At 68.9% G+C, this 15,043-nt stretch carries 9 protein-coding genes; 5 read left to right on the forward strand and 4 right to left on the reverse strand.

The genetic code is table 11. The features are described from left to right. Positions 1–87: 87 nt before the first annotated feature. From FDK12_RS10045 to sufU, 4 genes are all read left to right on the forward strand, one after another. Positions 88–2,688, forward strand: a complete 2,601-nt coding sequence (locus FDK12_RS10045) for a helix-turn-helix transcriptional regulator (protein WP_189636326.1) — start codon at positions 88–90, stop codon at positions 2,686–2,688. Then, positions 2,685–5,369 (forward strand): LuxR C-terminal-related transcriptional regulator, encoded by a 2,685-nt coding sequence (locus tag FDK12_RS10050; protein ID WP_137369455.1) that lies wholly within the window; start codon positions 2,685–2,687, stop codon positions 5,367–5,369. The genes FDK12_RS10045 and FDK12_RS10050 overlap by 4 nt, the downstream gene beginning before the upstream one ends. Before the next feature lie 123 nt (positions 5,370–5,492). Further along, the gene (locus FDK12_RS10055) at positions 5,493–6,827 is read left to right on the forward strand and encodes a cysteine desulfurase (protein WP_411266164.1); all 1,335 of its coding nucleotides are present in this window, start codon (positions 5,493–5,495) and stop codon (positions 6,825–6,827) included. Continuing rightward, positions 6,824–7,276 carry a Fe-S cluster assembly sulfur transfer protein SufU gene (gene sufU / locus FDK12_RS10060; RefSeq protein ID WP_137369456.1) on the forward strand — a complete coding sequence of 151 codons (453 nt, stop codon included), beginning with the start codon at positions 6,824–6,826 and terminating at the stop codon, positions 7,274–7,276. Before FDK12_RS10055 ends, sufU begins: the two co-directional genes overlap by 4 nt. Here the strand turns inward: sufU and FDK12_RS10065 are convergent. Genes FDK12_RS10065 through FDK12_RS10080 form a run of 4 tightly spaced genes read right to left on the reverse strand, consistent with a single transcriptional unit; the run spans position 7,273 to position 11,164 of the window. Continuing rightward, positions 7,273–8,976 carry a sensor histidine kinase gene (locus tag FDK12_RS10065; RefSeq protein WP_137369457.1) on the reverse strand — a complete coding sequence of 568 codons (1,704 nt, stop codon included), beginning with the start codon at positions 8,974–8,976 and terminating at the stop codon, positions 7,273–7,275. The two genes, sufU and FDK12_RS10065, sit on opposite strands and share 4 nt — an antisense overlap. Further along, complete coding sequence (nhaA, locus tag FDK12_RS10070; protein ID WP_137369458.1) at positions 8,973–10,346, reverse strand: Na+/H+ antiporter NhaA; 1,374 nt, start codon at positions 10,344–10,346, stop codon at positions 8,973–8,975. Before nhaA ends, FDK12_RS10065 begins: the two co-directional genes overlap by 4 nt. A gap of 47 nt (positions 10,347–10,393) precedes the next feature. Then, positions 10,394–10,615, reverse strand: coding sequence for an SCO4848 family membrane protein (locus FDK12_RS10075; RefSeq protein ID WP_104117815.1), 222 nt, complete (start codon positions 10,613–10,615; stop codon positions 10,394–10,396). 51 nt (positions 10,616–10,666) lie between these two features. Next, the gene (locus tag FDK12_RS10080; protein WP_137369459.1) at positions 10,667–11,164 is read right to left on the reverse strand and encodes a DUF2505 domain-containing protein; all 498 of its coding nucleotides are present in this window, start codon (positions 11,162–11,164) and stop codon (positions 10,667–10,669) included. 239 nt (positions 11,165–11,403) lie between these two features. Here FDK12_RS10080 and mfd point away from each other — a divergent pair, with 239 nt between their 5' ends. Further along, on the forward strand, positions 11,404–15,006 hold the full coding sequence (gene mfd, locus FDK12_RS10085) for a transcription-repair coupling factor (RefSeq protein ID WP_137369460.1): 3,603 nt from the start codon (positions 11,404–11,406) through the stop codon (positions 15,004–15,006). Positions 15,007–15,043: the final 37 nt, after the last annotated feature.

Below are 15,043 nucleotides of genomic sequence, written 5' to 3' on the forward strand. Positions count from 1 at the left end.
GGCGATAAATGGCGCATGGTGGGGGAAGTCGGATGCCGCTTCCGTGCGCCCTGTTCCCCAACCCCGCACATCAGATCGCCTCACACGATGGATAGGATCTCGGCCCCCTGGCCTCTGCTGCGTCGTGAGGCAGAAGTCGCCGCCGTCCTGGGCGCGGTCACCGATCCGGGGCTGGCCGGCGTACTGATCGTCGGTGCCAGCGGATCGGGAAAGACCGCAATCGCCCGCGAAGCGGCTTCCCGGCTGGGAAACAGCGCCCACCTGGTCTTCGTCCGGGGTTCGGCCGCAATGGCGGAGACGCCGTACGGGGCGCTGAACCTGTTGTTCCTGGAACTCGACCTGCCGGCCGAAGCGCCCCCGCTGTTCCTGCTGCACTCGGTGCAGAACGCCCTGCTGCAGGCTGCAGGTGAGCGGCCGGTCGTGGTGGTGGTCGACAACGTCCAGTACCTCGACGAATCGTCGGTGCGGGCGCTCTCCTATCTTGCCGAGGCGGGCGTGGTCCACCTCATGGTCGCCTCAGATCGACCGGGCACGTCGCCGGGCCGATTCTTCGATCTGTGGACCAAGGGCATGCTCGAACGGGTGGACGTGATGCCGCTCGGACTCGACACCATGAGGACACTCCTGCAGGACCTGCTGGAGACGCCGGTGTCCTGGTCGGCCGCCGTCGAGCTATGGCACGTGAGCCGCGGGAACCCGCGATTTCTCCAGGCCGCGGTGCGCGGCGACATCGCGTCAGGGAGGCTCGCGCTCGAGCACGATACGTGGGTTCTGACGGAGGAGGACGGCCCCTCCCGCGCGCAGCGGAACGATCCCGTCGTCGGGATCCTCCTGGCCCTGAGTAATGATCAGCGGGAGGCCCTCGAACTCGTGGCTGTCGCTGGAGCCCTACCGCTCGAGGCGCTCCTCAAATTCGCTCCCGCGGCCACGGTGGACGAACTCCAGAACGCGGGCCTCTGCGCGGTCGGCGACGCCGCGCCGCACCCCGTCGAGGTCGGCAACGGCGCGATCGGCGACCGCCTGCGGGCCGACCTCGCGGGCAATCCACCAGCCTCCCTTCTTCATGCGCTGCGCGAGCTCGAGGCGGACGGCGTCCTTCCACCGGACAGCCGGCTGCGGGTGGCCGAATGGTTCCTCGACACCGGAACCCCTCTACCGGACGACTACCTCCTGCAGACCGCACGGCGTGCGAACGACGCGGGGAACTCCCGCCTTGCTCTCGAAGCGCTCGGGGGACTCGCGGCCACCGACGGCGACACGGCGCTGGAATATGCACGGGCGTGCCTTGTGGAGGGTCGAATCCGCGATGGCCATGACGCGGTATCGATGGTTCTCGGCGAGGGTGCCGGCGATCGGGCAGACCTGCTGGAACAACAGGTCAGATTGGTGCTACGGAGCCAGGACGACGGGGTAGGTGTCAGCGAACTGCTCGGGCGGTTCCGCCGCGCGACCACAGATGTTGCCGAGGATTCCGCACCCGGGAGGATCGACCCGCGTCTGCTGGAGAGCGAGGTGGCGGTGTACGAGGGCCGTTTCCGGGACGTGCTGTCGATCGATGCTGCCTCGCCTCCTGTCGAGGGCGGACAGGACCCGGCGGATGATCCGGGGGAGCGCGCCGCTCACCTCGTCCTCGCGCACAGCATCGCGGGCGACGACGCGACGGCACGATCAGTGGCCGGCCGGGCCCGGCGCCTCGGAATTCCTCCCGGGCACTCCGCAGGTCGTCACGCACTGCAGGAAAGCATGTTCCTCGCTGATGTGCAGGCGGGACGCCTCCAGGACGCGCTCGTCCTGACGGCCTCCCCGGCCCTGCTGGCGGACGCCTGGGCTGATGCCGCAGTCGCGGAATGCCTGGAAGGCTGCCTGCTCGCCCAGGCGGGGAGGGCGAGGGCGGCGTTGGCGAGGCTGGTGCCCGCGATCGCCCAGCTGCGGGTCAGGGACAGGCGGGGACTGCTGCCGGTAGCGGAATCGGCAGCAGGATACGCGCGCGCGCTGGTGGGAAAGCCCGTGGTGTTCCGTACTCCTGCGCGCCCCGATCCCACCGGGGAGCAGCCCGCGTCGTGGACGGACGCCGCGACGATGCGGCTCTTCCAGCTCCTCACGGATTCGCTCCTGCGGAACGGCGACGCAGCAGCTCGCCTCTTCGGAGTGATGGCCGACGACCAACGGGACCGCGGACACCATGGCGCCGAGCTACTCCTGCGAATGCATGCGGTAAGGCTGGGCAATGCTGCCCAGGCGCCGTCGATCCTCGTCCTCGCCCGGTCCATGGACACCCCGCTCGCGGTTGCGAGCAATCTGCTCGCTTCCGGCGTGATCCAACGGGACTCCGGCGTGCTGCTGGCAGCGGCGGAGTCAGCGCTCGAATGGGGGCATCTCGATCTGGCGGGATCGGCCGCACGTATGTCGATGGAGCTCCATGATGCCGAGCACGATCCGCTCGAATTCGTCAGGGCCGAGCAGATTCTCCGCGGTACGAACGTTCCGCGGGAGAGCGCACAGGCTCGCCGGGTCCTGACGAGTCGCGAGCGGGCGCTTGCCCGCATGGCCGCCGGCGGTGCCACGAACAAGGAGATAGCGGGCGCCTACCACCTGTCGGTGCGGACCGTCGAAGGGCACGTCCTGAGGGCGATGCGCAAGCTGGGGATCTCCAATCGGAAACAGTTGTCGACGGTGTTCGACCGGTGAGCACGAAGCGGACGGACGACGGGCAGCCGGAGGGCCGCGAGGTGTTCCTGGCGCGCCTTGCCGATGAGTTGCGGGAGTCTTCGGTACTGGGTGTCGTCGTCATGGGTGAGGCGGGTGCCGGGAAGACGACCGTAGCCCGCGAGGTCGAGGGGAGGTCCGGGCCGGGTGCGGGGATCCTCCGCATCAGCGGACGAGCCGTTCTCTCGCAGGTGCCGTTCGGAGGCCTGTCGACGTATCTCCGGGGAATGCCTGCCGAAGCCCTGACCCAACCGGCAGCGGTCATGCGACGGTTCATGTATCACCTGTCCGGCTCCGGCGCACCCGCGGACACCCTCCCATTGCTGCTGATCGACGATGCCCACGACCTCGACGAGGACACGGTGGCACTGCTCGTACAGCTCATCGCCGGACGAAAGGCACGCGCGCTGATCCTGGCCTGCCCGCTGCCGGGTCTGCCGCAGGGCTTCGAGGAGCTGGTAGCGGACGGGCTGCTCGGCACCATGGTGATGGAACCTCTCACCGCCGGAGAGGTCGGGGAGGTCTGCTCGTCGCTCCTCGGTGGGCCGGTGGTCTCCGCCGTCGTCCACATCGCTGCGCACATCACCGATGGTAATCCGAGGTTCCTGCAGTCCTTCATCAATGACGGCGTGGCCTCGGGCTATCTGCGCGAACGAAACGGTGTGTGGCACGCGGCATCCAAGCTTCCGCCGGTCAGCGCCCGCCTGACGGACCTCGTCCAGGCGGTGCTGGCACCGCTCTCCCAGGAGGAGAGAGACGCGATGACGCTCCTGGCTCTCGCCGAGCCCGCTACCGGCAACGTCGCACATTCCCTGGTTGACCAGGACGTCCTGAGGACGCTGCTCGACGTCTCCCTGGTGCGGATGACCGCGAACGGTCTGCTGGTCCTCAGGCATCCCCTGTACGGCGCAGTCCTTCGCGGGGTGCTTCCCGCGGCGAGGAGGATCGGACTGGAGCGTCGCGTCCTCGCGGCGATGACGGCGCCGGCGCGCGACGACGACGAGGTGCTGCAGCGTGCGGCGCTCGCGCTCGATGCGGGCGTCGCCATGGACGACGACGCGCTCCTGTCCGCTGCGGCGGCCGCCAACCGGCTGCATGATCGACGCGCAGCGCTGCGGGTGCTCGACGCCGTCGGCTCACCACGGCTGCGCGGACGCCGTCTGGTGGAGATGGCGTGGGCCGAGAGCACCAACGACGTCGGGGCGGCCCTGGAGCTCGTCGAGGAAGCGCTGGCGCCCGGGACGGAGGAGCCCGCCCTCCAGAACGCGATCATCCTCTCCCTGATCCTGATGGAGCGCGGCGCTTGCTCGGCGCAGGACATGCACGCCGCTGCGGATCGCTGGCAGCACCTCCTCGATGGTGCCCGCGAGGGCGGTTCTCCCTCCAAAAAGAAGCGGGAGAACGAGCTCTTCATGACTGTGGTCCGCCATGCCGTCCGGCGGTCGGGTGACACGGGCGTCCTCGAGCCGGAAGCTGTTCGGACGATTGCGGCAGACGACACCGTGGACCGGCAAACCCGCCTTGTCGCGTTCCTGGTACTGACGGTCGACCTTCTGGGGAGAGGGCTCCCCGCGGAAGCCGCCACGATGGCGGCCAGTGCCATCGAGCTGGTGACGAACGATGCGGAAACGCTTCCGCTCCTGGATGTCGCGGCGGGACTGCGCATCATCGCACTGCTTGCGGCCGGTGAGGCGGAGCAGGCACTCGCGGCCTTCCACTCGACCCACCGGCGAGATCCCCGGAGCATCTTCCACTGTGCGGTCTGGGAAGACGTCATCGAAGGAACCCGAGCCCTGGAGGAGGGGCGCTTCTCCGCTGCCCGATCCCGCCTGCTGCTGGCATCGGAGGCACTGCAGACCTCCGATCTCCTCCTGATCCTTCCGTGGGTGCGTGGCCTTGCTGCGTATGCAGCGTTGCTGGCCGGCGATTCGGAAAGTGCCGAAGCACTCCTCGAGCTCAAGGACGGAGCGCGCCCGGCAGGGTCCCGCCTCGCTCGTAGTCTCGCCGAGGTGTACACGCGGAGCGTCACAGCTGCCCTCAGCGGCGACCCGGACGGCGCCGCCACCCTGGTGCTCCTGGCGGATGCCGCAAACGGGGAAGGACTGCCGATCGTCGCCGCCGCCGCGCTGGACCAGGCCCTCGTCCTCGGTGACCGCTCGGTCCTCCCGCGCCTCGCGGACCTCACCGCGTCCTTTGACGGCAGGAAACAACGCCTGGTGCACACCTACGCGCGGGCAGCCGCAGGAGAGGCAGCCGGGACCAGTCCTCAGGACACCGGGCGTCGGCTGCTGGAGATAGGGGAAGCTGCGGTGGCGTCCGGCTACCGGCCCCTCGCGGCACGCTGCTTCGAGCAGGCGCGGGAGGCCTTCGAGCAGCGAGAGGACAGTGCCGGGGTCCGCCTCGCGCTGCAGAGGCTCGCCGCGTGCACGGGAGGGATGGATCGGCCGCAGGGTGCGCACGGGATCGTTCTTCCCGCCGGGGTCCGGCTGACCCCCCGGGAGTCCGCCGTCGTCAAGCTCGCCGTGAAGGGCCTGACCAACAGGGAGATCGCCGAACGGCACGGCACGTCGGTCCGCACGGTCGAGGGTCACCTCTATCGGATCTTCGCGAAATCCGGCATCAGCCGACGCGAGGACCTCCTGCCTTTCATGAGCGAGGACTGAGCGACGACGCCGCCCTTAGTTAGGCAGTACTGGGATGCCGCGCGCGCCCGGCAGTGGGAGGATTAGCACAGAGAATCCTTGCGTAATTGTCGCCGGGAGTACTGACGAATTCGAGGAGTCCCCGTGCCCGTGGTTGAAACGCCCGTCACGCTAACCCCCACCGGACCCGCACCGGCCGGTGCCGGACTGACCGACGCCGAGGTGCACCGCATCCGCAACGACTTCCCGATCCTGGGCACCGAGGTCAACGGCAAGCCCCTGATCTACCTCGACTCCGGCGCGACATCGCAGAACCCGCTGAGCGTCATGGAAGCCGAGCAGGAGTTCTACGAGCAGCGCAACGCGGCCGTGCACCGCGGTGCCCACTCGCTCGCCGTCGACGCCACCGACGCGTACGAGGACGCCCGCGCCGCCGTCGCCCGCTTCATCGGCGCTCGCACGAGCGAGCTCGTCTGGACCTCGAACGCGACCGAGGGCATCAACCTGGTGGCCTACGCGATGTCCAACGCGACGCTCGGGCGAGGGGGAGAAGCTGCTCGCCGTTTCGCGATCGGCCCGGGTGACCGGATCGTCGTCACCGAGATGGAGCACCATGCCAACCTGATTCCCTGGCAGGAACTCGCTGCGCGCACCGGTGCGGAACTGCGCTTCATCCCGGTCGACGACGACGGAACTCTGCGGCTCGACGACGCCGCCGCCCTGATCACCCCTGCCACGAAGATCGTCGCGTTCTCGCATGCCTCCAACGTGCTCGGCACCATCAACCCCGTCTCCGAGATCGTCCAGCTCGCACGGGCCGTGGGTGCCCTCACCCTGCTCGACGCGTGCCAGTCCGTGCCGCACCTGCCGGTGGACGTGAAGGCGCTCGGCGTGGACTTCCTGGTGTTCTCCGGCCACAAGATGCTCGGCCCCACCGGCATCGGTGCGTTGTACGGGCGCGCGGAACTGCTGAACGCGATGCCGCCCTTCCTCACCGGCGGTTCCATGATCACCACCGTCACGATGGAACGTGCCGAATACCTCCCGTCGCCGAACCGATTCGAAGCGGGAACCCAGCGCATCTCGCAGGCCATCGCCCTCGGTGCGGCGGCGAACTATCTCGCCGAGACCGGGATGCAGCGCATCGAGACCTGGGAGGCGACGCTCGGAGCGAGGCTCGTGGCGGGCCTAGAGGCCGTTTCGGGCATCCGCGTCCTCGGGCCGGGAGCGGGGCTGCCACGGATCGGGCTCGCTGCTTTCGACGTGGAGGGCGTGCACGCCCACGACGTCGGACAGTTCCTCGACGACAAGGGAATCGCCGTGCGGGTGGGTCACCACTGCGCGCAGCCGCTCCACCGCCGCTTCGGCATCACTGCCACCACGCGCGCCAGCACGTACCTGTACACCACGACGGATGAGGTGGACGCGTTCCTGGACGCGGTCGCTCAGGTCCGTCCCTTCTTCGGAGCACACGAATGAGTACCGGCCTGGAACAGCTGTACCAGCAGATCATCCTGGACCACGCGAAGGTCCGCCACGGTTCGCCCCTGCGGGAGTACGACGGCGGCGGGCGCGCGGGGGAGTCGCACCAGCTCAACCCGGTGTGCGGTGACGAGATCACCCTCCGCGCGGGCGTGGACGAGGGAAAGGTCACCGCCGTGAGCTGGGACGGTGCCGGGTGCGCCATCTCGATGGCGTCCGCGTCGGTGCTCACCGACCTCGTGCAGGGGCTGCCGAGGGACGAGGCAATCGCGCTCGTCGACTCCTTCCGCGAGGTGATGCGCTCGCGTGGCAGGATCGAGGCGGACGAGGAGGTGCTCGGCGACGCGGCGGCGTTCTCCGGGGTGTCACTCTTCCCGGCACGGGTCAAATGCGCGATGCTCGCATGGGTCGCGCTCGAGGAGTCCCTGCTCGCGGCGAACTCCTAGTCGGCGACGTCCTGCGGCCGGGGTGCCGGCTGCGGGATGATGATCCGGAAGCACGTGCCCTTCCCGGGTTCGCTCGTGACCGTGATCGACCCGCCGTGCTCAGCGACGATGCTCCTGGTGATCAGCAGGCCCAGCCCGACGCCCGGCACCGAGGAGGTTCGGGCCGAGTGCGATCGGAAGAAGCGGTCGAAGACCTGGTGCAGTTCCTCCGCCTCGATGCCGATGCCGGTGTCCGCCACCTCGACGACGAGGGAAGCGTCCTCGAGCCGGGCATCCAGGGTGATGCTGCCGCCCTTCCTGTTGTACTTCACGGCATTGGTGAGCAGATTGTCGACGGCCTGCGCGAGCCGTACCGGGTCCACGACCGCGGGGAGTGTGGCCGGTGCCCGGTTCGAGATGTGCAGGCCGGAGCGCGCCGCACGCACGCCCGCGGACGACGTCGCTTCCGCCAGCGTCCGTCCCACGTCCGCGGAAACCGGGTTGACCTCGAAGGTCCCGGCGTTGATGGCCAACAGGTCCTCGACCAGCTGCTCGAGCCGCAAGGCGTTGCGCCGTGCCACGTCGAGGTGGCCCGCGACCCCGTCGGGAAGACGATCGCCGAGCTCGAGTGTCAGCTCCAGGTACCCGAGGATGGACGTCAGCGGCGTGCGGAACTCGTGCGAGACGTTCGAGAGGAAATCGTCCTTGGCCTGCAGGGCCAGCACCAGTTCGGTGATGTCGTTGAAGGAAACCACCGTACCGGCGAAAGTACCGTCGTCGTCGTACATGGATTGCGAGGAGATGGCGAGGGCGCGCTGGGAACGGCCCGTCCCGATCCACACCCGCTCGGCCTCGAGGTTCTCGCCGCGAATTGCCCGGGCCACGGGCCGTTGCTCCGGCGGGATCGGCGTCACGCGGTCGGGTCCGAAGATCAGCAGTTCGGCCTCGTTGGGATCGCCGTTGCCGGGCGGCGCTGCGACGGCGTGCCCCTCGCGCTGCCGGGCGTTCATGAGGAGATCGTTGCCCTCCGCATCGAGTGCCAGCAGTCCCACGCTGACGGTGTCGAAGACGGTCTCGAGCAGGCGCTCGCGCTTCCTGCCGGCCTCGGCGCTCTCCCTCAGGGCCGACTGCGACTCCCTGAGTGCTTCCTGTTGTCGACGGTTGTCCTTGGTGAGCGCGCTGACGAACCAGGCGAGCCCCGTGAGCATGATGGGCAGCAGGATCGGATCCAGGAGTGCGTCGAGCGTGGTCGGTTCGGCGCGGAGCAGGAGCGGGAGCCAGATGATCGCAAGGGACGCGACGACCGTGATAGCGACCGCCGTGCCCATCCGGACGCGTGAGGCGGCGATCCAGACGACCGGGAACGCGGCCAGCAAACCCACGCCCGCCAGCGTGTCGCCCGCCGCGGCGCGGGAGAGGCCGATCGCTACGAAGTCGACGAGTGGTATGACGATGACCGAACTCGCCCGGATGGTGGACCAGGGAAGCACGAAGCACAGCGTCAGCATCAGGACATTGAGGGTCCAGCCCGCGAGGAAGAGCTTCACCGACACGAGGTCCTCGTGCTCGGCGAGCCCGAGCACCATCGCGAGGGTGAAGGTGATGGCCAGGGCGATCTCACTGAGGATGATGCGTCGGCGCCGCTGCGACCGGTGATCGGAACGGTCGGCGTCTGCGTCGGCGAGGCCTTCCTCTCCCGCCGTCCGGCCGCGGTCGGTCACGGATGCGCCTGGTCACCGCGGTCTTCGAAGACGTCCGGGATGCCGTCGGCGTCCGTGTCGACCTTCTCCTCCTCGGTGATGCGGCGATAGTGCTTGTTGCGGGAGCGCAGCACCACGCTGGAGAGGAGCGCCGCCGTGAGCGACGCGGTGAGGATGGCGACCTTCGCGTGGTCGTCGTGCTGGCTGCCCGCCCCGAAACTCAGGTCGTTCACCAGGAGGGACACCGTGAAGCCGACACCGGCCAGGATTCCGACGCCGAGAAGATCCCACCAGCTCAGTCCCGGATCCAGCGTGGCCCTGGTGGTCCTGGTGACGATGAAGGTCGTCAGGAGGATGCCGATCGGCTTGCCGAGTACGAGGCCGAGCACGATGCCGATGAGCACCGGGTCGGTGAGGGCGGAGACGAAGCCCTCGGCGCCGCCGATCGCCACCCCGGCCGAGAAGAACGCGAAGACGGGCACTGCGAACCCGGTGGACAGAGGGCGGAAACGGTGCTCGAAGACCTCCGCCAACCCTGGCTTGTTGGGCCTCGGCAGCGCGCGTGTCCCGTCGGGGGCGCGTCGCAGCACCGGCACGCAGAACCCGAGCAGCACGCCGGCGACGGTGGCATGGACACCGGAGGCGTGCATGAGCGCCCAGGTGAGGATGCCGAGGGGCAGCAGGATCAGCCACGGGCCGAGCGTCGTCCTGCCGAAGAACTTGGGCCGACGCTGGGCGAGCAGCGCGAACAGGCCGAGCGGCAGGAGCATCCACAGCAGGAAGACGAAGCTGACGTCCTCCGAGTAGAAGAACGCGATGATCGCGATGGCGATGAGGTCGTCGACCACCGCGAGCGTCAGCAGGAAGATCCGCAGGGCACCCGGGAGGTGCGAGCTGATGACCGCGAGCACGGCCAGCGCGAACGCGATATCCGTCGCGGTCGGGATGGCCCAGCCGCGCAGCGTGTCCGGTGAGGACAGGTTCACGATGGTGTAGATCAGGGCAGGGACGACGACGCCGCCGAACGCTGCGGCGACCGGCACGATGGCCCTGCTGACCCGGCGGAGATCACCCGCGACGAACTCCCGCTTGAGCTCGAGACCGGTGAGGAAGAAGAAGACGGCGAGCAGGCCGTCCGAGGCCCACTGCCCGACAGAAAGCTTCAGGTGCCACGGTTCGTACCCGAACTCGAAGTCCCGGATAGCGAAGTACGACGCGCCGAAAGGGGAGTTGGCCCAGATGATCGCGACAGCGGCGGCGATGAGCAGCAGGATGCCGCCCACCGTCTCCTTCCGGAGGATCTCGGTGATGCGGAGGTACTCCGGGTAGCTGGATCGCTGGAGGACCACGGGGTGGGATCCGGCCAGCCGACGTGACTCGTCGTGCGCCATGGAGTCTCCTCTGCGAAGGGGGCTGCGACTGCGGGGGACGAAGGACCTCAGGCGATCAGGGCGCGCACGCCGATGACGGCGGTCGCGGCTCCCAGGATCATCGAGGTCGAGATCAGCATGACGTGCACGGTCAAGAACCGCGTGGCGGCACCCTTCTCGTCACGGGCCCGCGGATCCTTGAGGATGCGGCGCAGGAACGGCGGCCAGACGATGAGGGTCCAGACGCCGGCGAGGATCAGGATCAGGGCAAGCGGTGTGGGGAGTTGCACGTTCAGGAACTTTCGGTGAGGCGGGACGGGTCTACGGGAGCGACCGGATGGTCAGCGGTTCTCCAACCACTTCCGGGCTTCGGCGGCCTGCACGTTGAGGGCCTTGCCGATCATGGGTTCTGCTGCACCGGCGATCTTGCCGCCGAGGAAAGGGATCGATGACGACACGGTTCCCTGCAGGTCGACGACGGTCTGTGTCCCCTGTGCCACGAGGCGCTGCACTGCCCTGACGTCGAGCGGCACGCCGGCGACGGTCATGGTCAGTGCCGCCTGGCGGGAGCCTTCGGCGTCGGGCGCCTCCCAGTGTTCGACCTGCGTGACGGACAGTGTCTCGCCGACGAACTTGCGGGCCATGTCCGGCAGCCGGTGCGTCGGCATCGTGCGGACGGCGGTGAGCGTGAAGGCGCCGGCGGTGTCGCCGTCGACCGTGAGCGATTCGAGCGAACCGCCGACGTATTCGCTCATGTGGCGGACGAAGCCCTCGTCGGTGAAGACGCCGAGGACGGTCGTGGTGTCATAGGGCAGCGTCGTGGATGCGTTGAGGGCCATGGTTCCTCCAAGAGACGGCGCGGTGCCGCGCCGGTGGTACGGACAGGGTCTCCGGCAATCCTACGGCCTGCACCCCGGACGAACGCGGCTGATACCCGCGGGAGGGAAAGCGTCAGGGCCCCTTGGTAAAGTGGAGGCGTCCCCGGAAGCGCTTCGTTTTCCGGGCTTTTGTGCTGTCCCCGCCGCCTTCCGGGTCCCCGTGGGCAGCGGGACGACCCACGCCTGAGGAGTTCCGAACGATGAGCCTGAACGGATTGCGCGCGGCGCTCGCCGATGATGCTTCCTACGCGCGGGTGCGAACCAACGCTTCGCGGCCGGTCGACCAGCGCAGCGCGGACCTGCAGATCGGTGCCCCCGCCGGCATGCGCGCCCCGCTGATCGCGGAGATGGTCGATGGTCTGGCAGTGGCAGGCACTGCTCCCGCCGGCCGCGACGGGGCCCCGCCGGTGGTCCTGGCGATCACCGCGACCGGGCGTGAGGCGGAAGACCTCGCAGCGGCCCTGCGCAGCTACCTGCCCGAGAACGCCATCGAGGAATTCCCGAGCTGGGAGACGCTGCCGCACGAGCGATTGTCCCCGCGCTCGGACACCGTGGGGCGGCGACTGTCGGTCCTGCGCCGCCTCGCGCACCCCGAGGGAGCGCCGGTCAAGGTCATCACTGCCCCCATCCGCGCCGTCGTGCAGCCGCTGGTCGCAGGACTCGGGGACCTCGAGCCGGTGTCCCTGAAGGTGGGGGACGAGATCGCGTTCTCCGACGTCGTCAGGGCGCTGTCCGATGCCGCCTACGCCCGCGTGGACATGGTCACCCACCGCGGGGAGTTCGCGGTGCGCGGCGGCATCATCGACGTGTTCCCGCCCACCGAGGACCATCCCATCCGCGTCGACTTCTTCGGTGACGAGGTGGACCAGATGCGCTGGTTCGCGGTGGCCGACCAGCGTTCGCTGACCTCGGGGGAGCCTCCGGCGGCCCTGTACGCCCCGCCCTGCAGGGAGATCCTCATCACCGCGTCGGTGATGTCCCGTGCCGCGAAGCTGCAGTCCGAACTGCCGGCGGCAGCATCGATGCTGGAGAAGATCGCCGGAGGCATCGCCGTCGAAGGCATGGAGTCCCTCGCTCCCGTCCTCGTCGACGCGATGGTGCCGTTCGTGGGCGAGCTGCCGCCAGGGTCCATCGCCGTGGTCGTCGAGCCCGAGAAGGTACGCGCCCGCGCGCACGACCTCGCCGCCACCAACGAGGAGTTCCTCGCTGCCGCGTGGTCCACGGCGTCCGACGGCGGAGCAGCACCCCTGGACCTGACCGGCGGCCTCGGGACGGACCTGCAGGAAGCAAGTTTCCGCTCACTGACGGACACGCGTGCGACGGCGCTCGCGAACTCCGTCGCCTGGTGGGGTGTCACGTCCTTCGGCGCCGATGAGGAGTTGAGCGACGTCGACAGCTTCACCCTGCACGCGCGGGAGCCGCGCGGCTACCAGGGTGACGTCGCCGAGATGATGGACTTCATCGGCCGGCGCGTCCGCGACCAGTGGCGCGTAGTGGTCGCCACCGAGGGTCCGGGTCCGGCGCAGCGCCTGGCCGAGCTCTTCCACGACAACGACATCCCGGCGAGCCGCGTCGATTCGCTCGAGGACGCGCCGCAGCCCGGCATCATCGAGATCACGACGGCTTCTGCCGGCCGGGGCTTCGTGGTGGACGGGCTGAAGATCGGGCTGCTCACGGAGGCGGACCTCCTCGGGCGGACGAGCGCCTCGGGCACGCGCGACATGCGCAAGATGCCGTCCCGCCGCCGGAACGCCGTCGACCCCCTGCAGCTCAAGGAAGGCGATTTCGTCGTCCACGAGCAGCACGGCGTCGCGAAGTTCGTCGAACTGATGCAGCGCTCGACGGGGGCCGGCCCCACCAGGACCACGCGCGAGTACCTCGTCCTGGAGTACGCGCCGTCCAAGCGCGGCGCCCCCGGTGACCGCCTGTTCGTGCCGACCGACCAGCTCGACCAGGTGACGCGCTACGTCGGCGGCGACGCACCGGCCCTGAGCAAGATGGGCGGTTCGGACTGGAGCAAGACCAAGAACCAGGCGCGCAAGGCGGTCAAGGAGATCGCCGGCGAGCTCATCCGCCTGTACTCCGCCCGCATGGCGTCGCGTGGCCACGCCTTTGGCCCGGACACCCCCTGGCAGCGCGAGCTCGAGGAGGCCTTCCCCTACGTCGAGACGCCGGACCAGCTGACCACGATCAACGAGGTCAAGGCCGACATGGAGCGCGAGGTCCCGATGGACCGCCTCGTCTCGGGCGACGTCGGGTACGGCAAGACCGAGATCGCGGTGCGTGCGGCCTTCAAGGCGGTCCAGGACGGCAAGCAGGTCGCGGTCCTCGTCCCCACCACGCTCCTGGTGCAGCAGCACTTCGAGACCTTCTCCGAGCGCTTCTCCGGTTTCCCGGTGCGCGTGCGCGCGCTGTCACGTTTCCAGACCGCCAAGGAGTCGCGGGAGACGGCGGAGGGCCTCACCTCCGGCGCCGTCGACGTCGTCATCGGCACCCACCGGCTGCTGTCCAAGGAGATCACCTTCAAGGACCTGGGCCTCGTGATCGTGGATGAGGAGCAGCGGTTCGGCGTCGAGCACAAGGAAGCACTGAAGAAGATGCGCACCAACGTCGACGTGCTCGCGATGAGTGCGACGCCGATCCCGCGCACGCTCGAGATGTCCCTGACCGGTATCCGCGAGACCTCCACCCTCGCGACACCGCCGGAGGAGCGCCACCCCGTGCTCACGTATGTCGGCCCCTACACGGACAAGCAGGCGTCCGCAGCCATCCGCCGCGAGCTGATGCGCGAGGGCCAGGTGTTCTTCGTGCACAACCGGGTCTCGTCCATCGACCGTACGGCGGCCCACCTGAAGGAGCTCGTGCCCGAAGCACGCGTCGCGGTGGCGCACGGCCAGATGACGGAATCACGGCTCGAGCAGATCATCGTCGACTTCTGGGAGAAGAGGTTCGACGTCCTGGTCTGCACGACGATCATCGAGACGGGCCTCGACATCTCGAACGCCAACACGCTGATCGTGGATCGCGCAGATTCCTACGGACTGTCGCAGCTGCACCAGCTTCGCGGCCGCGTGGGCCGCGGGCGCGAGCGGGCCTACGCCTACTTCCTGTACCCGTCGGAAAAGCCCCTCGGGGAGGTGGCGCTCGAGCGGCTCAAGGCCGTCGCGTCGCACAACGAGCTGGGTGCCGGCATGCAGCTGGCGATGAAGGACCTCGAGATCCGCGGCGCGGGCAACCTGCTGGGCGGCGAGCAGTCAGGTCACATCCAGGGCGTCGGATTCGACCTCTACATCCGTCTCGTCGGCGAGGCGGTGGCCAACTTCCGCGGGGAGGCGGAGGAGAAGGCCGCAGAGATGAAGATCGAGCTCCCGGTCAATGCCCACCTGCCGCACGACTATGTGCCGGGGGAGAGGCTCCGCCTCGAGGCCTACCGGAAGCTGGCAGCCGCGGTGACCGACGAGGCGATCGACTCCGTCGTCGCGGAGCTGAAGGACCGCTACGGCGAGCCCCCCGCCGCTGTCGAGAACCTGATCGCCGTGGCACGCTTCAGGGTCGCAGCGCGGTCGCTCGGCCTCACGGACGTGGCCCTGCAGGGAAACTTCATCAAGTTCTCGCCGGCCGAGCTGCCGGAGTCCAAGCAGATGCGCCTCACGCGGATGTATCCGGGCGCGGCGATCAAGCCCGCGCTGAACGCCGTGCTGGTGCCGAAGCCGAAGACCGCCCGGATCGGCGGACGCGATCTGGTGGACGCCGAGATCCTGGACTGGGCGAAGAACGTGCTCGAGTCGGTGTTCACGCCGTAGCGCGCTGCCCCGACACACGGAAGAGGCCGTCCCTTGC

Origin of the sequence: Arthrobacter sp. NamB2 (genome assembly GCF_005281365.1) — a bacterium.
Classification (GTDB): Bacteria; Actinomycetota; Actinomycetes; order Actinomycetales; family Micrococcaceae; genus Arthrobacter_D.